The sequence below is a fragment of the Crossiella sp. S99.2 genome (assembly GCF_023094165.1).
Lineage (GTDB): Bacteria > Actinomycetota > Actinomycetes > Mycobacteriales > Pseudonocardiaceae > Crossiella.
This window is the reverse complement of the sequence record NZ_JALMDK010000003.1, coordinates 266298-285345: the sequence shown is the minus strand read 5'-3', so window position 1 is coordinate 285345 and position 19048 is coordinate 266298. Positions and strand designations below refer to the sequence as shown.

The window sequence follows — 19048 nt, the reverse complement described above, 5'->3', positions numbered from 1 at the left end:
GATCAGCTTATGAACGGAAGATGCACGCCATCAATGGCGAAGAACCACGTGCTCCAGTCGGGAAAACGGCGACTCAGACGCTGGAAGTGGTCACTGAGCGCATCCGGATAGCTCCAGTCACCCAGCAGCAGCTCCGCGCCGGCCACGATTTCCGGCAGATCGGCGGCGAATCGGGCCTGGCTCATGCTGGGCGCGCGAGGCCCGCCGGGCTCCTCGACCAGGTCGGGATCGGCGGCGAACATGCTGTAGCAGGGGAACCGATCCTGGTCGGGCAGCACCGAGTAGAACGGCACGCCGTTGAAGTAGTACTCGGGCCACCGGTTCCCGGACAGCGCCAGCCACGGCACACCGAGGGTGCCCGCGGTGAAGGAGAAACCCGAGTGCGGGGACACCAGCAGGTCGCAGGAGGCCAGCGCGCCCAGTTGTTCGACCAGGGGCACGTCCACCGCGGCCACACTGGGGAAGGCGGTGCGCAACCGGTCGAGTTCGCCGGCGCCGAAGCTGGTGCCGGTGCGCCCGTCCCCGGTGTCGAGCTTGCCCAGGAAGCAGAACCGCGCGCCAGGGAACTTCTCCGCCAGCCCACCGAGGATGAGCTCCCAGGAGGCGATCGACGGGTAGTACTCGCGGGGCGCGCTGCCGCCGGGCAGCACCGCGATCTTCACCGGCGCGTCGCCCAGCAGCGCCGCGCCCCGGTCCAGCTCGGCCTGGGGCAGGCGCAGGCGCAGTTCCTGGTGGGGCAGGTAGGACGGGCCGATCTTGACCAGGCCCGCGTAGCCGGTGCCCTTGACCGCGCGGAAGTGGGTGGCGGCGGTGTCGTAGTAGCGGGCCAGGCCGGGGAACAGCTCCCGCTGGACGTCCTGGGTGCCGCGGAGGTCGCCGACCACCCAGTCCCAGTCCCGCGGGGTCCCGGCCAGCGCGGCCGCGGCGTCGAACTCGCCGTCGAAGAGGTCCACCTCGACCTCGAACACCTGGTCCACGCAGTCACAGCAGGAGGCCAGCTCGACCGGGGTCTTCTTGTTCAGCACCAACGCGATCCGCCGATCCGGATCGGCCAGGTGGTAGCCGTGCGCGTAGTGCAACGCCTCGATCGCGTGGCCGACGTTGTGGGCATAAACGAAATTCACCAGAACGGACTCGGTAGCCATCGCCGCCGATCATGCTCCCGCCGTCCGGCCGGAGCCAACCGAGTTTCCGCCACCCTAGGATCGCGAGATGAGTGCGGCGGACTTCGGCAGCAGCGACTGGGCCTGGCTCAACGAGCCACCCAAATGGAGTGTGGCGGACGGGCGGCTGACCGTGCGGACGGCATCGGACACCGACTTCTGGCGCGTCACCCATTACGGTTTCATCCGCGACACCGGGCACTTTCTCGGCCGCCGGGTCGCCGGGGATTTCACCGCGTCGGTGACCTTCCGCGGCGACTACCACGACCGCTACGACCAGGCCGGGTTGATGATCCGCCTCGACGAGCGGAACTGGATCAAGACCGGCATTGAGCTGGACGGCCGGCTGTGGCTGAGCGCGGTCGCCACCAGGGAGTTCTCCGACTGGTCGGTGCTGCCCGCGCCGAGCGGACTGCGCGAGGTGCGGTTGTCGGTGGAGCGCTCCGGCGACGCGGTGACCGTGCGCTACGGCGTGGACGGCGCGGCCCCGGAGACCATGTTGCGCCTGGCCTACCTGCCGCCGAAACGGCCGGCCTGGGTCGGCCCGATGTGCGCCTCCCCGGACGGCACCGGGTTCACCGCCACCTTCACCGATTTCACCCTGAGCACCTAGAGGCTGTGCCATAGTGGCCGACGTCAACCATTAGTCAGCGCCAGGTCGGTTGGTGGAGCGCGCTGGGACCTTGAGAGAGGACCAGTATGTCCACCAACCAGTTCGACTCGCTCGACGCCGCCTATGTGCCGAATCCCGCGGTCGAGATTCCGCCGCTGATCGAGGCTTTCCTGACCTGGCTCGCCGAGCGGGTCCCCGGGTTCGACCCGGCCGCGACCAGGGCGCTGGGCGCGGAATTGGCCGCGGCCCAGTCCCATCGGATCGTGGATGAGGCGGCTCGGCACAACCTCGCGCTGACCACCATGGTGGTGGCCGCTTTCCGCCTGCTGCCAGGCGAGATCGACCGGCACACGCTGGTGCGGCGTGCGCTGGCCGAGCCGCTCGCCGAGCAGATCGCCCAGGGCACCCGGTACGCCCTGGACTACGCCGAGGACGCGTTCAGCACCATGGTCGCGATCAGCAAAGCCCGGGAGGAACACGCCTTCGGCGCCGGTTTCGCCTTCCACCGCGCGGCCGATGACGACCGCGAGTATCTGCTGGAAGTGCGGCAGTGCTTCTACCACGAGGTGCTCAAGGCGCACGATGCCGCGGAGCTGACGCCGGCGCTGTGCGCCTTCGACGAGAGCTGGATCGGCGCGATCGATCCGGACCGGCACGGCCTGACCTTCGAACGGTCGACCACGCTGGGCCTGGGCGGCACGCACTGCCCGTTCTCGTTCCGGCGTAGCTGAGCCCAGAACCGGATCCGGAATGTCCATTGTGGACATTCCGGACCCGGTTCCTCACTGTCTAGCCCTTGTACTTCTTCAGTTCCCGCCGCGCCAGCGAGGCCAGGTGCACCTCGTCCGGACCGTCGGCCAGTCGCAGCGTGCGGCCCTGGGCCCACAGGTGCGCCAGTGGCAGGTCCTGGCTGACCCCGCCCGCGCCGTGCGCCTGGATCGCCTTGTCCACCACCCATTCGGTCATCCGCGGGGTGGCGATCTTGATCGCCTGGATCTCGGTGTGCGCGCCCTTGTTGCCCACGGTGTCCATCAGCCACGCGGTCTTGAGCACCAGCAGGCGGGTCTGCTCGATGCGCACCCGGGATTCGGCGATCCACTCCCGCACCACGCCCTGCTCGGCCAGGGGTTTGCCGAAGGCGACCCGGTCCAGTGCCCGCCGGCACATCAGTTCCAGGGCACGCTCGGCCATGCCGACCAGGCGCATGCAGTGGTGGATCCGGCCGGGCCCGAGCCGGGCCTGCGCGATGGCGAACCCGTCACCCTCGCCGGCGACCAGGTTCTCCACGGGCACCCGGACGTTGGTGAACACCACCTCGGCGTGCCCGCCGTGCGCGCCGTCGGTGTAGCCGAAGACGTGCATGCCGCGCTTGATGTCCACGCCGGGGGTGTCCGACGGGACAATGATCATGCTCTGCTGGCGGTGCCGTTCCGCGCCGGGGTCGGTCTTGCCCATGACGATGAGCACCGCGCAGTCCGGGCTCATCGCACCGGAGGCGTACCACTTGCGGCCGTTGACCACGTAATGGTCGCCGTCGCGCTCGATCCGGGTGGCGATGTTGCTCGCGTCAGAGGAGGCCACCTCCGGCTCGGTCATGCAGAACGCGGAGCGGATCTGCCCGCCCAGCAACGGTTCCAGCCACCGCCGCTGCTGCGTCTCGGAGCCGAACTCGGCCAGCAGTTCCATGTTGCCGGTGTCCGGCGCGGCGCAGTTGAGCGCCTCCGGGGCCAGGCTCGGGCTGTGGCCGGTGATCTCGGCCAGCGAGGCGTACTGGAGGTTGGTCAGCCCCGCGCCGTGCGCGCCGGGCAGGAACAGGTTCCACAGGCCACGCCTGCGCGCCTCCTCCTTGAGGTCTTCCATCACCGACGGCCGGTCCCACTCCGCGCCGGGCGCGACGTCCTTGCCGAGCAGCTCCTGCTCGGCCGGGTAGATGTGGGAATCCATGAACGCCAGCAGCTTCTCGCGCAGTTCGAGGGTCCGCTCGTCGAGGGCGAAGTCCATCTAGCTCTCCTCTGCCAGTGCGTTCAGCCCGCTGCTCACCAGCAGGGGCGTGAGTTTGCCGATCTTGTCGAAGCCCGCGCCGACGGTTTTGCCGGCCACGAACCGGAAGTGGATGCCCTCCACGATCACTGCGAGCTTGAAGAAGCTCAGCGCCACGTACCAGTTCAGCCGGCCGACGTCGCGGCCGCCGTGCTGGGCGTAGTGCGCGATCAGCTCGTCGGTGCCGGCCAGTCCGGGCACGGAGTTGCTGCCGGAGATCTCCTCACCGGCCGCGCCGAGGTCGTGGTTGTAGACCACCAGCAGTCCCAGGTCGGTCAGCGGATCGCCCAGGGTGGACATCTCCCAGTCCAGCACTCCGGTGATGCCCAGCGGATCCGCGCCGACCAGGACGTTGCCCAGCCGATAGTCGCCGTGCAGGATCGCGGGTGCTCCGGATTCCGGGATCCGCGCGCCGAGCTGGGCGTGCAGGTCGTCGATCCCGGCCAGTTCCCTGCTCCGCGAGGCGTCCAGCTGCTTCTTCCACCGGTTGACTTGCCGGGTCAGGAACCCGTCCGGCCGCCCGAAATCCGCCAGGCCCACCGACTCGGGCGCCACGGCGTGCAGGTCTGCCAGGACCTCCACCAGTTCCAGCGACAACGCCCGAGCCTGTTCCGGCCGCAGCCAGGCGGCGTCGGACCGCGTGCGCAACACCTGCCCAGGCGTCCGGTCCATGAGGTAGAAGGGCGCGCCCAGCACCTCCGGATCGGCGCAGAGCAGCACGGTGGTGGGCACCGGCACCGCGGTGTCCCGCAACGCGGTGATCACCCGGTACTCCCGGCCCATGTCGTGCGCGGTGGCCAGCACATGCCCGAGCGGCGGCCGCCGCAACACCCAGTCGTGCACTCCGTCACTGACGGAGTAGGTCAGGTTGGACCGCCCGCCCGCGATGAGTTCGGCGGTCAGCTCCCCGGCGCGCAGTCCGGGCCGCTGCTCGTCGAGGTAAGCGCGGAATCGCCCGAGATCAAGGCCCGGCAGCTCCCCTGATCCGCCCGCGGGGACTCCGGAGGATTCGCCCGCGGAGGCTCCGGACCCCTCCAGGGTCCTGGGCTTGCCCGTGTTCTCCGGTCCACTCATGCCGATCCTCCCGCCAGCGCCGGCGCGAGCGCCGTCACCGCCGCGATGGTGCTGGCCGCGTCGGTGTGCCACACCGCGTGCATGCCCACCGCCCGCGCACCCAGCACGTTCGGCTCCGCGTCGTCGACGAACACGCAGCGCCCCGCGGGCAGCCCCAGCCGCTCCAGGGTGTGCTCGTAGATCGCCGCGTCGGGTTTACGCAGCCCGACCTCGCCGCTGATCACGATCACCTCGCACAGCTCGCGCAGCCGCTCCATCGGGTAGCCGCCGCCCCAGCTGTTGGACAGCAGCGCGGTACGCAGCCCGGCCTCGCGGGCATCCCGCAACAGGTCGAGCATCGCCTCATCCGGACCCACCCCGGCGAACATCCGCCGGATCAGTCCCTTCGAGTCGATGGCCCGGCCGTCCACGGAGGTGAGCCGGGCGGCCAGATGCCGCTCGAACTCGCCGGTGTCCAGCTCGCCGGTCTCCAGCAGATGGATCGGGTTGCCGGGCTCGGCCCGCGCGCCCAGCCAGTCGCCGAGCAAGCCGCGCAGGCTGTCCTGGGTGATGCCGTCGGCCTCGCACCAGTCGCGGAAGGACGACCGGATCGAGGTGGTCAGCACCCCGCCGTAGTCCACCACCAGCGCGTCGATCTCTCGGGTGTCCGTCAATGCCACCCCACGGAGGTTACCGACCGGTTGGAATGTCGGCAATGCCGCTCATCGGGTGCAGTGAATCACCCCAGTTAGTGGCAGTATCAGCACTGTGTCAGCACGATCCGAGTCCGCACCGACCGACCGGTTTGTCCCGGAACGACTGGTCGAGGCCGCAACGCGCCTGTTCGCCGACAAGGGCTACCCGGCCACCTCGGTCCAGGAGATCGCCGACGCCGCCGGGGTGACCAAGGGCGGGCTCTACCACTACTTCAAGTCCAAGGCAGAGCTACTGCACGAGGTCTACCGGCGCCTGCTGTTCCTGCAGACGTACCGCCTCGAACAGATCGCGACCAGCTCCGGCTCGCCAGCCGAACGCCTGCGCGCCGCCGCCGAGGACGTGGTGACCAGCAGCGCGAACAGCCTGCGCGAGGTGACGGTGTTCTTCCGCGAGATGCACCACCTCCCGCCGACCACCCTGGCCACGGTCCGCGCCGAACGCCGCCGCTACCACGAGCGCTTCCGTGGCCTGGTCGAAGAAGGCCAGCGCGCCGGCGAGTTCCGCCCGGACATCTCGGCGGACCTGGTGACGCACTCCTTCTTCGGCGCCATCCACCACATGGCGGTCTGGTACCGCCCAAGCGGCCCGAAGAGCGTCACCGAGATCGGCGCGGACTTCACCGAGCTGCTGCTCAGCTCACTCCGCCCGGTCACCCCGGCCAACTGAGCAGCACCGGCGAGGTCACCTCAGCCAAGCCCGCCACAGGCTCCGGCTCGGCACAGGCTCCAGCTCCGGCTCGGCACCGCCTGCACAGTCCCGCCGCCCTGGCCTAGGCCGATCCGGCCTTCGACCAATCCACCGAGACCACTCACCCAGTGCGCGACTCTGGCGAACTCGATCATGTCCGCCGCCACGCAGGTCTGACCTGCGACAGTGGCTCGCGACCAGCCACGCCCTGACCAGTCGCTGCCCGAGCAAGTCGCGCCGACGCACCTGACTCGGCCAAACGCCGCCAGTCCCAGCCCTGCGCCAGTCCAACAAGCGACGACGATCCGCCAGGCGGAAGCGCCCTGGAACCCAGCCCAGCACGGCCCGCACCGCACTGGCCCTTCGTCAGCCTGGTCGCCGCCCGCCGCCCTGACCGCCGTCCGCGCTGACGGTCATGTCCACGACGGTCACCGGCCCGTCAGCTCAGGCCCTCGCCACCGGAACGTGTCACCAGAGTGGTCGCAGTCCGACCGGTCGCTCTGAATTTCGCACGTAGGCCCAGAGCGCGAATCGCACCTCCTCCAGCGCCTGCTTACCAACCAGTTGTTCCCAACGTTCCTCCTCCTCCAGCCACATCAGCTCGACTTCCTGGATGCACTGCCTGCCTCGTTCGGTCAGTTCGACGATCTTGGCGCGGCCATCGCCCGGGTGTGGGCGCCGCGCCACAAAGCCCTGGTTCTCCAGTTCCTCGACGAGCTGCACCGCCGCCTGTTTGGTGACCCCAAGATGGATGGCCAGCGCCACCGCGGTCGTCGTGGGGTTGTGGGACAGGAAGTTGAAGGCGTATCCGTAGGCGGGCCGCAGCCCGGGATATCCCTGCTCGTCCATCCGCGCGTGCACGCGGTCGTTCATCAACCGGAACACCATCGCGAGCGTCACGGGAAGCTGCCTCTCGGCCATGGCGCCACCCTAGATCCGCTCGTTCGCCCGTCTGCATTCAACACCGACTTGCGCGATGTGGTCAAGCTGCTTTACCTTCAATCTCGACAAGCCGCTTGACCATCTCGCTGGAGGGACAGATGAACAGGACCTACCCCGGACCGACGTTCTCCCTGGGCGCCAACACATTCCATCCCGTCTCCACCCCGAGCCTCGGCGGCCGGGAGCTGGCGGTGTGCTGGCTGGAGCTGGGCGCCGGCAGCGCGGGCGAGGCGCACACGGTCGATCGTGAGGAGGTCTTCGTGCCCGTGGACGGCCCGCTGACCGCGACCGTGGACGGGGTCGAACGGGTGGTCCCGCCGGGCATGGCGCTGACCATCGCGCCCGGCGAGCTGTTCGCCTTACGCAACACCGCCGAGTGCCCGCTCTCGGTCCTGGTGTGCACGAGCGCGGGCATCTCGACGGAGCTGAACGGTCAGGTGTTCGCGCCCCCGTGGGCGCAGTGAGGAGGCAGACGATGAACCCGATCAACTGAGTCGGTCAACCCCGCCGCGCGCGCAACACGGTCTCGGTCGCCTCGTCGGCGGGAAAGAACGACTCGATCGCCAGTTCGGAGACGGTGATGTCCGCCGGTGTGCCGAACGTGGCGACCATGCTGAAGAAGGTCAGCTCCTGGCCCTCGTGGCGCACGCGTAGCGGCACCACGACCTCGCCCGGTCCGGGCAGCTCGATCTCCGGCTCCGGCTCGGCGCACGGATAGCCGGACAGTTCCTCGTACAACTCGGTCAACACCGGATCGGCGGTCATCGCCACCTGCCGCCGCAGCCGGCCCAGCAGATGTGCCCGCCACTCCCCCAGGTTCGCGATCCGCGGCGCGAGCCCTTCGGGATGCAGGCTGGCACGCAGCACGTTCACCGGTGGCACCAGCAGGTCCGGTCGCACCGACTCGGTCAGCACGCCGATGCTGGTGTTGGCCTCGACCATGGTCCAGGCCCGGTCGACGACGACGGCCGGGTAAGGCTCATGGGCGGTGAGGATCTGCCGCACCGCGGTCCGGACCGCGGTCATGTGCGGCGAATCCAGTGCCGACTCGGCGTAGACCGGCGCGTATCCAGCGGCGAGAAGGAGGTGATTGCGTTCCCGTAGTGGCAGGTCCAGGTGCTCGGCCAGGTGCAGGAGCATGTCCCGGCTTGGCTTGGATCGCCCGGTCTCCACGAAGCTGAGGTGCCGGGTGGAGATGTCGGCCCGCACCGACAACTCGAGCTGGCTGAGCCGCCTGCGGTCCCGCCACTCACGGAGCAGTTCGCCGACCGGCCGCGTGGCCTGGGTCGTGGTGGCCACACGACCTGGTCCAGGCCGGGAACGCTGAACCGTGCCCGTGAGGGTCGTGACCGAGGCGGACGGCGGCACCGCGGTCGCGTCGCCTTCGTGCCAGCCATTCCTGGCCGCGGCGGTCCTGCCGCCGGTGGCCGGCTCGCCGCGGCTGTCACGGGTGAGACTGTCTCGGGCGGGACTCCTCGGCCCCCGCCTACCGGAAGTCGTCGGCATGATCGGCCGCCCATCGCGCGTAGGTGCGAGCGGGCCGGTTCAGCACCCGCTCGACGTCATCGGTCAACTCCGCCGCCCCCACCAAATCCGATTCGGAGACAGGAGCGTCCTCTGGCCCCAGCATCCACTCTACGAAAGTCCGGCCATAGCCCTGGGCCAGCCAGTCCGCCCGCGCCTGGTCCGGGCTGATCGCCTCGAAGCGCAGGTCGCGCCCGATCGCCGCGCCGATCGCGGCGACCTGCTCCGGCGGGGTGATCAGCTCGGGTCCGGTGAGCACGTACTTGGCGCCGTGGTGTCCGTCCTCGGTGAGCGCCGCGATCGCGACCGCGGCGATATCCGCCTCGTGCACCATTCCGGAGGCGATCTTGCCGAAGGGCGAGCGCACCACACCCGTGGTCCGGATGGCGGGTGCCCAGTCCAGTGTGTTGGCCATGAACTCCCCGGCCCGCACGTGTGTCCACTCAACCCCGGCGGCCTCCACCGCCTGTTCCACGGTCACCTCGTCGGCGTGGTGGTAGTCGGCGTCCCCGTAGCCGGGTTCGTCCTCCACCACCGCACCCGAGGACAGCGTCACGATCCGTCGCAGACCGGCGGCGGTCGCGGTCACCAGCACGTCGTTCACCGTTGCCGACACAGCGAAAGCAGGTGCCAGAAAGAGCCGATCCACGTTCTCGAACACCCCGGTGAGCGTCTCCGGGGCGGTCAGGTCCCCGCGGAGGACCTCGGCAGCCTCGGGCAGGCCGGCCCGGCCCGGATCCCGAGTGAGTGCTCGCACCGTGTGCCCGGCGGCGAGCAGTTGCCGCAGTACCTCGCCGCCGACGGTTCCGCTGGCCCCGGTGACCAGAATCCGCATGACTCCCCCATTACTCAAGTTTGAATGGAGCGCCACTGTAGCGACCACCGAGGCCCTGGACAAGTCACGGGACTAGCGGGCGGACCGGCGCAGCCCGATCACCTGCAGCTCCGCGAACACCGCTACCGCCGCAGCCTGGACCAGCACAAACGCTACTCCCAAGCTGGTCGTCGGCAGGGTGACGGCGATCGCGACGCTGGCCGCGACCCACAGTGCGTTGATCACCACGATCTCCCAGGCACCAACCCGGCTGAGCTGCCGCCGCATCCCCACGGTGGCGACCCCGGCCGCGAACACGACCAGCACCACACCCGCCCCGAGCAGCAGTCCGGCGGGCAGGCCCAGCAACTCAGCGAGGAAGGAGCTGCCCAGCAGCAGAAGCACACCCATAGCGCCGGAGGCCACCGCGTCCAGCCGCAGGGCGAGGCGGAGCAGACCGGTGGGATTGGCGGTGGCGGCGGAAACCTGAGTGGTCATCGTGACTCCTTGATCGGAAGTTCGGCTGTCCTTGTGGACATGACGATCTCCCGTCACAGGTCAAGCTGTCGATTACCTCAGAGGTAATGCCGCAGGTCAGGACCTCACAAGTCCCTGATCACCCGGCACGGGTTGCCGACGGCCAGCACCCGCTCGGGCAAATCCCTGGTCACCACGCTGCCCGCGCCGACCACGGTGTTCGCGCCGATGGTCACGCCGGGGCAGACGATGACCCCACCGCCGAGCCAGGCGTTGTCCCCGATGATGATCGGTGCCGCGGTCTCCCAGCGTTGCCGCCGCTGCTCGTGATCCTCGATCGGGTGCAACGAGGTGAGCAGCTGAGCCCGCGGGCCGATGGACACGTCGTTGCCGATGGTGATCGGCGCGCAGTCCATCAGGATCGCGTCGTAGTTGATGAAACTGTTGTCCCCCATGCGAATGAGGTAGCCAAAGTCACACTGGAACCGTGGCATGATCCACGATCCGGCGCCGATCCCGCCGAGCAGCTCGGTCAGGATCTGTTGCCGCGCCTCGTCCTCACCGGAGCGGGTCGCGTTGAACCGGTCCACCAACTGCTGGCAATGCCTGCGCTCGGCGACCAGCACGGGATCGTTGTCGCGGTACAGCTCGCCGCGCAGCATGCGTTCCTTTTGCTCGCTCATGATCACCCACACTAGCCAGCCAGATTGCCGGGCGGGCTCGGATCCCGTGATCGGGAACGCGCGGGCACCGGGAAGTTCGGCCACTCTCGGGGGCGGAGGGAGGAGGAGTTCGACCACCCGGCGCCGGTGTGGCCCGGACTAGGGTGCGTGTGTGCCGCGCGGCGTGGATCGCGTGGTTGGCGTCGTGCGACCGGGCTTGGCTCGACCGGCTAGGTGCGGTGGCCAGCGTGCCATTCAGGGCGCTGCGGTGGGATCCGTGGCGATGGGATCCGGATCCGTGACCACGGCATCCGTAGCCGCGGTGGCTGAGACCGTGATGGCGTCGCCCGCGGCCGTGGTGGCCGTGGTGGCCGTGGCCATGATGCCTTCGAGCGCGGTGGCCTTGCCCGGCGTGCCCGTGAGCGCGGACAGGGTTTCCGTGAAACCGGTCCAGGCTTGTTCGGTGTCCGCGGTTCGGGTGTGAGGGGAGCGGAACCAGTGCAGGAAGGCCGACAGGTCGTCGAGGGCCCAGCGTAGGCGGTACAGCTCCAGGGTCGAGCGATCGACCGGGCGGCCGCTGATCTCGGTGTAGTGGGCCAGGTCCGCATCGTCCTGGGCGACCAGCCAGAGATCGCGTTCGGGGACTGCCAGGCCGACAGTGTCCCAGTCGAGCAGGATGTGGCGGTTTTCCAGGCGCATCAGGTTGCCGGGGTGGGGTTCGCCGTGGGTGATCACGAGAGTGCCATGCGGGGTGGCGGTTCTGCGGTCGAACTCGGTCAGGCGGTGGTGCAGGTGGGTGGCGTGCTGGGCGGTCAGGGCGCGGGCGGGTTCGGCGAAGGGGCCGCCGGTCCAGGGGGTGTGCAGGGTGGTCAGGGCTGCGGTGAGGGTGGCGCGGGAGGGCAGGGCCGGTGGGCAGATTGGGGTGGTGGCTGGGGGTTTGGTGCGGTGGAGGTGGGCCAGCAGGGTGAGGATCGCGGTGCGGTCGGGGCGGTTGACGGGGTCGCCGAAGTGGCCGGCGGTGCCGTCCAGGAATGGGAAAACGCTGAGGGCGTAGCGGGTTCCGAGGCGGCGGAGGGTGTCGCCGTCGGGGGTGGGCACCGGGGCGGCGATGAAGTCCAGGGGGAGGGTGGCCGCGGTGGTCATGGCTTGGTGGAGGCCGTGCCAGGCGGTGGCGGGGGTGGGGCCGCAGTGGGGTTTGGCGGTGAGGTCCGCGACGGTGATGAACCAGCGGCGGGTGTGCTGGTCGGTGGCGGTCCAGTGGTGGTCGCCGAAGCCGACGGGGGCGTGGGTGAGGCTGGTGGCGGTGATGTTCCAGGCTTGCAGGGCCTGGTGCAGGGTGTGGTCGTCCAGGTCCGATGGCCGGGATTTCATGGCGGGGAAGCTAGCCGGTGGGGGCCGGTCAGGGCGCGCGTTTTTTGGGCGGGCGCGTAGCCGTGAGGCTGGCGAGGTGGCGCGGCTGGGTGGCACGGGACTGGCTGGTGTGGGGATCGGGCGGTGGACCGGGTGGGCTGCTGGTGGGGGCTGGGGGTCAGACGGGGTAGTGCAGGGCGATGTCGCGTTCGGTTTTGCCGCCGTCGAAGTCGGGGGCCCGGCTGGTGTCCTTGGCGGGGCTGGTTTCCGACAGGGGGATGCGGTCGGGGAGTGTGGCGAACTTCGGGTCTGGCTTGTGCTCGGTCATGGACTCACCCCTTTTCTTTCGAGGTTAGCCGACGCGCAGGCCCAGCGCCGTAACGATGACCAGGGCTTGTTCCGGGTCGATCAGGGCGCCTTCGAGTTCGGCGTTGCGGGGGTCCAGGGCGGACAGGTCGGTGCCGCGGAGGTCGGCTCGGGTGAGGTCCACGCGGTGCAGCAGGGCGTCGGTCAGGTCGACTCGGTGCAGGGTGGCGCCGGGGAGGCGGGCGGCGGTGAGGTCGGCCTCGTGCAGGCGGGTGCCGGTGAAGGTGGCGCGGCTGAGGTTGGCGCCGGGGAGGCCGACGTAGGACCAGTCGCCGCCGCTGACCTTGAACAGCTCGAAGGTGCAGTTGTCGAACATGCTGCCGGTGAGTTTGCAGTCGGTGAAGGTGGTGTCGAAGAAGCGGCTGCGGGTGAAGGTGCAGTTCAGGAAGGCGCTGCCGGTGTGCTCGGCGGCGTTGAAACGACACTGCCGGAAGTTGCAGTCGACAAAACTCGCCTGGCGGCTGGACATCTCGGACAGGTCGACGTCGAGGAAGGCGACTCTGGTGAAGGTCTGGCCGTCGAGGTCCTGGTCGATGTCCCAGTCGCGGTTGTGGACCGTGGTGTCGGTGGCGGGGGCGGGTTTGCCGCCGAGGCGCTCAGCCATGGGCGGGGATGACGCGCAAGCCGGTGGGACTCTCGGTCAGGGCGGTGACCGGGTCGGGGGCGTCCAGGGTGAGGTTGTACTCGGCCAGGGAACGGGTGAGGCGTTCGGCGGCGTTGCGGCGGCCGGCGGGGCTGACCGCCATCACCAGGCTCACGGTCACCCCGCCGGGGGTGGTGTCGACGCGGAAGGTGCCGGCGCGCATGGCGCGCAGCGCGTGCTGGACTAGCTCGACGGGGATGGCGGGTTCCGGTGGCACGGGTTCAGAATGCCCTGACCTGGATCTCAGCCGCGCACGGGGGCGGCGGCCAGGTGGCAGGCGACCTCGATGTCGGCCTGGCCGGTGAGGATGGGCAGGTCGCGGCGGCGGCAGGACTCGGCCACCGGGTCGGCGATTCCGCTGGCCAGGGCGGGGCATCGGGGGTGGAAGCGGCAGCCGCCGGGCACGCGGGTCGGGTCGGGGGCCTCGCCGGTGAGCACCGTCGGGGTCTCGCCGAGCACGGAGAGCAGCGCCTGGGTGTAGGGGTGCTGGGGGTGGGTGAGGACCTGCTCGACCGGGCCCACCTCGACGATCCGGCCCAGGTACATCACCGCGACCCGGTCGGCGATGTTCCAGGCCAGGCCCAGGTCGTGGGTGACGACCAGCGCGGCCAGGTCGAGGTCGGCGCGGAGTTTGAGCAGCAGGGCCAGGATCTCGCCGCGGACGGAGGCGTCCAGGGAGGCCACCGGCTCGTCGGCGATGAGCAGGCGGGGGTGCAGGGCGAGGGCGCCGGCGATGACCACGCGCTGGCGCTGGCCGCCGGAGAGTTCGTGCGGGAAGGCGCGGAAGAACCGTTCGGGTGGGCGCAGGCCGGCCCGGGACAGGGCGTCGGCGACCTGGTCGGCCTCGTTGCCGGGGGTGCGGTGGATGCGCAGGCCCTCGGCGACGGCCTCGTAGACGGTCTGGCGCGGGTTGAGCGCGCCGGTGGGGTCCTGCAGGACGAGCTGGACCTGGCGGCGGTAGGCGCGCAGGCCCTTGGTGGTGTACGGCAGCGGCTCGCCCTCGAAGCTGACCCGGCCGCGGGTGGGGCGTTCCAGACCGAGCAGGGTGCGGGCCAGAGTCGTTTTGCCGCAGCCGGATTCGCCGACCAGGGCGGTGATCTCGCCGGCGTTGACGGTGAGGTTGACCCCATCCACGGCGCGGGCGGTGGCGCCGTTGCGGGAGCGGAAGTGCACCGCGAGGTCCTCGGCGCGCAGCAGCGGGCTCATCGGGCGGCCTCCGGGGCGGGGACGTGGGCGTGCACGCAGGCGGCGGTGTGTTCGGGTCCGGCGGGCCGCAACTGGAGGTCCTGGGTGGCGCATTCCGGTTGGGAGACACCGCATCTGGGGTGGAACGGGCAGCCGCCGGGCAGGTCGGCCGGGTCGGGCGGGTCGCCGGGCAGGCCGCGCGGGGCCATCCGGGAGGCCGGGTCGCCGACGGTGGGGAAAGCGGCCGAGAGCGCCGCGCTGTAGGGGTGCACGGGGGCGGTGGTGACCTGGTGGGACGGGCCGAGTTCGACGATGCGGCCGGCGTACATCACGGCCAGCCGCTGGCAGGTCTGGGCGAGCACGGACAGGTCGTGGCTGATCATCATCAGGCCGATGCCGCGTTCGGCGACCAGTTCGGCCAGCAGGTCCAGGACCTGGGCCTGCACCATGACATCCAGGGCGGTGGTGGGTTCGTCGGCGATGACCAGTCGTGGGGAGCAGGCCAGCGCGAGCGCGATCATCACGCGTTGTTTCTGCCCGCCGGAGAGTTCGTGCGGGTAGGCGCGGGCGTGCCGGGCGGGCAGTCCGACGCGTTCCAGGAGTTCGGCCACTGCTCTGTCCACATCGGACTGTCGGCTGGAGGCCGCACCCGCGCCGTTGTGCAGCAGGATGGGTTCGGCGATCTGCTCGCCGATGCGCCGCACCGGGTTGAGCGCGTGCATCGCGCCCTGGAACACCACCGAGGCGGCGGCCCAGCGAACCGCGCGCAGCCGTCCCCAGGACATGCCGGTGACGTCCTCCCCGTCCAGGAGGATCTGGCCGCCGATGGTGGTGCTGCGGGGCAGCAGCCGCAGGATGGACATGGCCACGGTGGACTTCCCGCAGCCGGACTCCCCCGCCATGCCGAGGGTCTGCCCCGCGTCCAGGGACAGGTTCACCCCGCGCACGGCGGGCACCGGGCCGCGGGCGGAGGCGTAGGTGATGGTGAGGTCGCGGAGTTCGAGCAGGGTCATCTCAGCGTCCCCCCGAGGTCCGCAGCCGTGGGTTGAGCACGGTTTCCAGGGCCCGCCCGCACAGGGTGAAGGCCAGCACTACCAGCACGATGCCGATACCGGGCGGGATCACGTACCACCATGCCCCGGCGGAGACCGCGCCGCTGTTGAGCGCGTTGCGCAGCATCGATCCCCAGGTGACCTGGGTCGGATCGCCCAGGCCGAGGAAGGACAGGGTGGACTCGGCCACGATCGCGCTGGCCACCTGCAGTGTGGTGTCGGCGAAGACCAGCGGCAGGGTGGAGGGCAGCACGTGTTTGGTGATCAGGTGGGTGTGGCCGCCGCCGAGGGCGCGGGCACGTTCGATGTAGGGCCGGGCCTCCACCGCGAGGGTCTGCGCGCGGACCAGGCGGGCGGCGCTGGGCCAGGAGGTCAGGCCGATGGCGAAGACGATGGTGACCAGGCCGCGGTCGAGCACGCTGCTCAGCGCGATGGCCAGCACCAGGGAGGGCAGCACCAGGAAGAAGTCGGTGAAGCGCATCAGCACCGCCGACACCCAGCCGCCGAAGTGCCCGGCGAGCAGGCCGACCACGGTGCCGATGAGCATGGTCAGCACCGCCGCGGCCAGGCCGACGGTCAGCGAGATCCGGGCCCCGCCGAGCACGAGCAGCAGCACCGAACGCCCGGTCTCGTCGGTGCCGAGCAGGTAGTCCGCGCCCGGACCCTGCAACGGCCGCCCGGTGGTCTTGGTGACGTCGAGATCGGCCGGGTCGGTGAACAGCGGCGCGGCCACGGCCAGCAGCGCGAACAGGATCAGCCCGAGCAGGCCGACCAGGCCGCCGCGGTCGGTGCGGAACTGCCGCCAGGCGCGACTGGCGGCTTCGCGGCGGCGGGCCCAGGCCAGGGCGCGCGCGGTCTGCGGGGCGCTCACGAGGCACGCACCCTGGGGTCGAGCACCCGGTAGAGCAGGTCGGCGGCCACGTTCATGGCCACCACGGTTCCGGCGAGCACGGTGAACACCCCTTGCAGCAGCGGCAGATCGGGCACGCTGAGCCCGTCGTAGAGCAGCAGGCCCAGTCCGGGCCAGGAGAACACGGTCTCCACGGTCACCGCGCCCTGCACCACCAGGCCCAGCCGCAGGAACACCAGGGTCACCGTGGGCAGCATGGCATTGGGCACGGCGTGGCGGCGGCGGACCGCGTCGTCGGTCAATCCCTTGGCACGCGCGGTGTTGAGGTAGTCCGCGCCCATCTCCTCCAGCAGCGCCGAACGCATCACCAGCTGGTACTGGGCGAAGACCACCGCGACGAAGGTCAGGCAGGGCAGCACCATGTGGTGGGCGATGTCGAGCACCTGCGGGAAGAACTCGTCCGGAGTGGACGGATCGAGCATGCCCCGGGACGGGAAGGCGTTGCCGGTGGCCATCATCAGGATCAGGCCGAGCCAGAACGTGGGCACCGACCACAGGGTCAGCGAGATCCCGGTGGAGAACTGGTCGAAGCGGCTGCCGTGCCGCCAGGCGCTGCGGATGCCCAGGCTCAGCCCGATGACCACCGCGATCAGCGTGCCGGTGCCCACCAGCAACACGGTGGGCCCCAGGCGTTCCAGGATCAGCTCCCCCACCGGGCGCCGGTAGGTGTAGGAGGTGCCCAGCTCGCCCTGGAACAGCCCGCCGAGGTAGTCCAGGAACTGCATCCACAGTGGACGGTCCAGGCCGAATTCGGCGCGCAGCTGGGCGATCTGCTCGGCCCCGACCGGGCGGCCGCGGGTCATGGTCTGCACGGGGTCGCCGGGAATGACCCGGAACAGCAGGAACCCGAGCACCGCCACGAAGAACACGCTGAGCAGCGCGCCACCGAGCTTGCCGAGCAGATAGCGCGCGGTGCCGGTGGACTTCCTGGTCTTCTGGGCGGCTGGGTCCAGCTGCTCGGCCGGGGCGAGCAGGTCGCTCACGCGCTCACTCCCGGTCGTCGGCGCCGGCCTTGCGGCGGCGGGTCACCAGCAGCACGGCGCCACCGCCGAGCACGAGCACGCCGACCACGATGCCGATGATCAGCCCGGTGTTGCTGCCGGATCCGCTGTCTCCGGCGGCGCCTGCCGGGGTGGCGCTGTAGTAGCCCCACATGCCGTTCTGCTCCCGGATGACCCCGCCGGTGCTGGGCTGCAGGGCGAAGGCGGCGAACTTGTCGCTGCGGTATGCCTCCAGCGCGTTCTCGTAGTACAGGACGATGCTGGCGGCCTGGTCGACGGCGACCTTCTGCATCCGCTTGACCAGTTCGCCGCGCTTGGCCCGGTCGAACTCGCTGAGCTGGGCCTTGTACAGCTCGTCGTAGGTCTTGTCGCACAGGTAGGCGTCGGTGGTGGCGCCCTTGCCGTCCGGGCCGGGCCGCTGGTCGCAGGTGTGCAGGCCGAGGATGAAGTCCGGGTCGGGGTTGGTGCCCCAGCCGGAGAAGGCGATGTCGTACTGGCCGCCGGTGGTGCGCTCGTTCATCTGGTTGCTGGAGATGGTCTGCAGCTCCACGCCGACGCCGATGTCGGCCAGCCAGCTCTTGATGAACTCCGCGCCGGTGATGTCGTTGGGCCGGTCGTTGCGGGCGTAGAGCCGGAAGGTCAGCGGCTTGCCGTCGGGGCCGACGCGGATGTTGTTGGCGCCCTTGGCATAGCCGGCGGCGTCCAGGGCGGCGTTGGCCGCGCCCGGGTCGAACTTGGCGCCGGCGGCCTCGGGGGTGAGGTGGAAGTCGGGGAAGACCGGGGGCAGGAATCCGCCGCCGACCTGGCCGAAGCCCTGCAACACCCGGTCGACCAGGGCCTTGGGGTCGATGGCCTTGGCGATGGCCTGGCGGACCCGGAGGTCCTTGAGCGCGGGGTGCCCGTCACCGATGGGCGCGCCGGTCTTGGTGGCCGCGCCGGGGTTGAGCACCAGTTCGGAGAAGCGGCGGCCGTTGGCCTTGTTCAGCGTGACCGTGCTGTCGCCCTGCAGGGACTGGTACTGGGCGGCGGTGAGCCGGTTGACCAGGTCCACCTCGCCCTTGCGCAGGGCCTGCACGGCGGCGTCGCTGTTCTTGAAGTAGAGGAAGTGCAGCTCGTCGATCTTGGGGGCGCCGCGCCAGTAGTTCTTGTTGGCCTTGAGCTTCACGTGCTGCTCAGGCTTGTGTTCCAGCAGGGTGAACGGCCCGCTGGAGACCACCGGCTGGGTCTCGTTGGTGAAGTCCTTGAGGTTGTTCACCTTGGACCAGACGTGCTCGGGCACGATCGGCACGTCCAGGGCGAGCATGGTGGCCTGCGGCGTCTTGGTCTTGATCACCACCTGCTTGCCGTCGGCGGAGGCGGTCACCGACTCGAAGTTGGCGACGAAGTTGCCGTTGGCGGTGGCCGCGACCGGGTCGCGCATCATCAGGTTGTAGGTGTAGGCGACGTCCTTGGCCGTGATCGGCGCGTCGTCGGACCACTTCGCGTTGTCCCGGAGGGTGAAGGTCCAGGTCAGCTTGTCCGGCGCGGTGGTCCACTCCTTCGCCAGACCCTCGCCTGGGCTGTTGTCCTCGACCTTGTAGGAGGTGAGGAAGTCATACATCAGCCTGCCGATCTCCGTGGAGGACTGCAGGCTGGCCAGGAACGGGTTGAGCGAGTCGATGCCCTGCAACAGCCCCACCCGCAGAACACTGCTCGCGGGTTGCTGCGCGGTGGCGGCGGGCGCTCCCGCGAGCATGGCGGGCGCGGCCATCACCGCACCGGCGAGCATCGCGCCGAGCAGTCCGCGCACCCTGCGTGCCGAGGTCATCGACTTCCCCTTCCAGGCTGGTGCCAAGAAATAACCATCTCG

Annotated in this window: 20 protein-coding genes and 1 pseudogene; 4 read left to right on the top strand and 17 right to left on the bottom strand. The window is 70.0% G+C overall.

Annotated elements, in window-relative coordinates:
* Positions 1 to 2 precede the first annotated feature (2 nt).
* The gene (locus MZC64_RS12555) at positions 3 to 1145 is read right to left on the bottom strand and encodes a hypothetical protein (RefSeq protein WP_247757072.1); all 1143 of its coding nucleotides are present in this window, start codon (positions 1143 to 1145) and stop codon (positions 3 to 5) included.
* Between the two features lie 67 nt (positions 1146 to 1212).
* Here MZC64_RS12555 and MZC64_RS12550 point away from each other — a divergent pair, with 67 nt between their 5' ends.
* Together MZC64_RS12550 and MZC64_RS12545 are read left to right on the top strand one after the other, a co-directional pair.
* Positions 1213 to 1776, top strand: coding sequence for a DUF1349 domain-containing protein (locus MZC64_RS12550; protein ID WP_247757074.1), 564 nt, complete (start codon positions 1213 to 1215; stop codon positions 1774 to 1776).
* An 86-nt stretch (positions 1777 to 1862) separates the two neighbouring features.
* Positions 1863 to 2507: an L-2-amino-thiazoline-4-carboxylic acid hydrolase gene (locus tag MZC64_RS12545; RefSeq protein ID WP_247757076.1), complete on the top strand. Its 645-nt coding sequence runs from the start codon at positions 1863 to 1865 to the stop codon at positions 2505 to 2507.
* Positions 2508 to 2565: 58 nt separating this feature from the next.
* Here MZC64_RS12545 and MZC64_RS12540 read toward each other — a convergent pair whose 3' ends face one another.
* The 3 genes from MZC64_RS12540 to MZC64_RS12530 are packed head-to-tail and all read right to left on the bottom strand — an operon-like array spanning position 2566 to position 5549.
* The gene (locus tag MZC64_RS12540; RefSeq protein ID WP_247757078.1) at positions 2566 to 3777 is read right to left on the bottom strand and encodes an acyl-CoA dehydrogenase family protein; all 1212 of its coding nucleotides are present in this window, start codon (positions 3775 to 3777) and stop codon (positions 2566 to 2568) included.
* On the bottom strand, positions 3778 to 4890 hold the full coding sequence (locus MZC64_RS12535) for a phosphotransferase family protein (RefSeq protein WP_247757080.1): 1113 nt from the start codon (positions 4888 to 4890) through the stop codon (positions 3778 to 3780).
* Positions 4887 to 5549, bottom strand: coding sequence for an HAD family phosphatase (locus MZC64_RS12530; RefSeq protein ID WP_247757082.1), 663 nt, complete (start codon positions 5547 to 5549; stop codon positions 4887 to 4889). The genes MZC64_RS12535 and MZC64_RS12530 overlap by 4 nt, the downstream gene beginning before the upstream one ends.
* Positions 5550 to 5637: 88 nt before the next feature.
* On the opposite strand from MZC64_RS12530, the gene MZC64_RS12525 reads away from it, so the two are divergent.
* Positions 5638 to 6252: a TetR/AcrR family transcriptional regulator gene (locus MZC64_RS12525; protein WP_247757083.1), complete on the top strand. Its 615-nt coding sequence runs from the start codon at positions 5638 to 5640 to the stop codon at positions 6250 to 6252.
* Between the two features lie 489 nt (positions 6253 to 6741).
* Here MZC64_RS12525 and MZC64_RS12520 read toward each other — a convergent pair whose 3' ends face one another.
* The gene (locus MZC64_RS12520; protein ID WP_247757085.1) at positions 6742 to 7194 is read right to left on the bottom strand and encodes a MarR family winged helix-turn-helix transcriptional regulator; all 453 of its coding nucleotides are present in this window, start codon (positions 7192 to 7194) and stop codon (positions 6742 to 6744) included.
* Between the two features lie 119 nt (positions 7195 to 7313).
* Between MZC64_RS12520 and MZC64_RS12515 the strand changes: the two genes are divergently transcribed.
* Positions 7314 to 7679, top strand: coding sequence for a cupin domain-containing protein (locus tag MZC64_RS12515; protein ID WP_247757087.1), 366 nt, complete (start codon positions 7314 to 7316; stop codon positions 7677 to 7679).
* 34 nt (positions 7680 to 7713) lie between these two features.
* Here MZC64_RS12515 and MZC64_RS12510 read toward each other — a convergent pair whose 3' ends face one another.
* From MZC64_RS12510 to MZC64_RS12450, 12 genes and pseudogenes are all read right to left on the bottom strand, one after another.
* Positions 7714 to 8514 (bottom strand): helix-turn-helix transcriptional regulator, encoded by an 801-nt coding sequence (locus tag MZC64_RS12510; RefSeq protein WP_247757088.1) that lies wholly within the window; start codon positions 8512 to 8514, stop codon positions 7714 to 7716.
* 187 nt (positions 8515 to 8701) lie between these two features.
* Positions 8702 to 9574 (bottom strand): NmrA family NAD(P)-binding protein, encoded by an 873-nt coding sequence (locus tag MZC64_RS12505; protein ID WP_247757089.1) that lies wholly within the window; start codon positions 9572 to 9574, stop codon positions 8702 to 8704.
* Positions 9575 to 9646: 72 nt separating this feature from the next.
* Positions 9647 to 10051 carry a hypothetical protein gene (locus tag MZC64_RS12500; RefSeq protein ID WP_247757090.1) on the bottom strand — a complete coding sequence of 135 codons (405 nt, stop codon included), beginning with the start codon at positions 10049 to 10051 and terminating at the stop codon, positions 9647 to 9649.
* A 104-nt stretch (positions 10052 to 10155) separates the two neighbouring features.
* Positions 10156 to 10713, bottom strand: a complete 558-nt coding sequence (locus tag MZC64_RS12495) for a sugar O-acetyltransferase (protein ID WP_247757091.1) — start codon at positions 10711 to 10713, stop codon at positions 10156 to 10158.
* 234 nt (positions 10714 to 10947) lie between these two features.
* A complete protein-coding gene (locus MZC64_RS12490; RefSeq protein WP_247757092.1) occupies positions 10948 to 12063 on the bottom strand; it encodes a phosphotransferase in 1116 nt (371 codons plus the stop codon).
* A gap of 157 nt (positions 12064 to 12220) precedes the next feature.
* Positions 12221 to 12370: a hypothetical protein gene (locus tag MZC64_RS12485; RefSeq protein ID WP_247757093.1), complete on the bottom strand. Its 150-nt coding sequence runs from the start codon at positions 12368 to 12370 to the stop codon at positions 12221 to 12223.
* A gap of 24 nt (positions 12371 to 12394) precedes the next feature.
* A complete protein-coding gene (locus tag MZC64_RS12480) occupies positions 12395 to 13012 on the bottom strand; it encodes a pentapeptide repeat-containing protein (RefSeq protein WP_247757095.1) in 618 nt (205 codons plus the stop codon).
* Positions 13005 to 13268, bottom strand: coding sequence for a hypothetical protein (locus MZC64_RS12475; RefSeq protein ID WP_247757097.1), 264 nt, complete (start codon positions 13266 to 13268; stop codon positions 13005 to 13007). The genes MZC64_RS12480 and MZC64_RS12475 overlap by 8 nt, the downstream gene beginning before the upstream one ends.
* A gap of 113 nt (positions 13269 to 13381) precedes the next feature.
* Positions 13382 to 15249: pseudogene (locus tag MZC64_RS49105) on the bottom strand (dipeptide ABC transporter ATP-binding protein); the annotation flags it as partial.
* Between the two features lies 1 nt (position 15250).
* Positions 15251 to 16159, bottom strand: coding sequence for an ABC transporter permease (locus tag MZC64_RS12460; protein WP_247757099.1), 909 nt, complete (start codon positions 16157 to 16159; stop codon positions 15251 to 15253).
* Positions 16156 to 17151: an ABC transporter permease gene (locus tag MZC64_RS12455; RefSeq protein WP_374205739.1), complete on the bottom strand. Its 996-nt coding sequence runs from the start codon at positions 17149 to 17151 to the stop codon at positions 16156 to 16158. Before MZC64_RS12455 ends, MZC64_RS12460 begins: the two co-directional genes overlap by 4 nt.
* A gap of 34 nt (positions 17152 to 17185) precedes the next feature.
* Entirely contained in the window at positions 17186 to 19006 is a 1821-nt protein-coding gene (locus MZC64_RS12450) for an ABC transporter substrate-binding protein (protein WP_247757100.1), read from the bottom strand.
* Positions 19007 to 19048 lie beyond the last annotated feature (42 nt).

Excerpts from the sequence above, each read along its gene's own strand:
- MZC64_RS12555 (WP_247757072.1), bottom strand. The coding sequence starts at position 1,145 with ATGGCTACCGAGTCCGTTCTGGTGAATTTCGTTTATGCCCACAACGTC.
- MZC64_RS12550 (WP_247757074.1), top strand. The coding sequence starts at position 1,213 with ATGAGTGCGGCGGACTTCGGCAGCAGCGACTGGGCCTGGCTCAACGAG.
- MZC64_RS12545 (WP_247757076.1), top strand. The coding sequence starts at position 1,863 with ATGTCCACCAACCAGTTCGACTCGCTCGACGCCGCCTATGTGCCGAAT.
- MZC64_RS12540 (WP_247757078.1), bottom strand. The coding sequence starts at position 3,777 with ATGGACTTCGCCCTCGACGAGCGGACCCTCGAACTGCGCGAGAAGCTG.
- MZC64_RS12535 (WP_247757080.1), bottom strand. The coding sequence starts at position 4,890 with ATGAGTGGACCGGAGAACACGGGCAAGCCCAGGACCCTGGAGGGGTCC.
- MZC64_RS12520 (WP_247757085.1), bottom strand. The coding sequence starts at position 7,194 with ATGGCCGAGAGGCAGCTTCCCGTGACGCTCGCGATGGTGTTCCGGTTG.
- MZC64_RS12515 (WP_247757087.1), top strand. The coding sequence starts at position 7,314 with ATGAACAGGACCTACCCCGGACCGACGTTCTCCCTGGGCGCCAACACA.
- MZC64_RS12505 (WP_247757089.1), bottom strand. The coding sequence starts at position 9,574 with ATGCGGATTCTGGTCACCGGGGCCAGCGGAACCGTCGGCGGCGAGGTA.
- MZC64_RS12500 (WP_247757090.1), bottom strand. The coding sequence starts at position 10,051 with ATGACCACTCAGGTTTCCGCCGCCACCGCCAATCCCACCGGTCTGCTC.
- MZC64_RS12495 (WP_247757091.1), bottom strand. The coding sequence starts at position 10,713 with ATGAGCGAGCAAAAGGAACGCATGCTGCGCGGCGAGCTGTACCGCGAC.
- MZC64_RS12490 (WP_247757092.1), bottom strand. The coding sequence starts at position 12,063 with ATGAAATCCCGGCCATCGGACCTGGACGACCACACCCTGCACCAGGCC.
- MZC64_RS12485 (WP_247757093.1), bottom strand. The coding sequence starts at position 12,370 with ATGACCGAGCACAAGCCAGACCCGAAGTTCGCCACACTCCCCGACCGC.
- MZC64_RS12480 (WP_247757095.1), bottom strand. The coding sequence starts at position 13,012 with ATGGCTGAGCGCCTCGGCGGCAAACCCGCCCCCGCCACCGACACCACG.
- MZC64_RS12450 (WP_247757100.1), bottom strand. The coding sequence starts at position 19,006 with ATGACCTCGGCACGCAGGGTGCGCGGACTGCTCGGCGCGATGCTCGCC.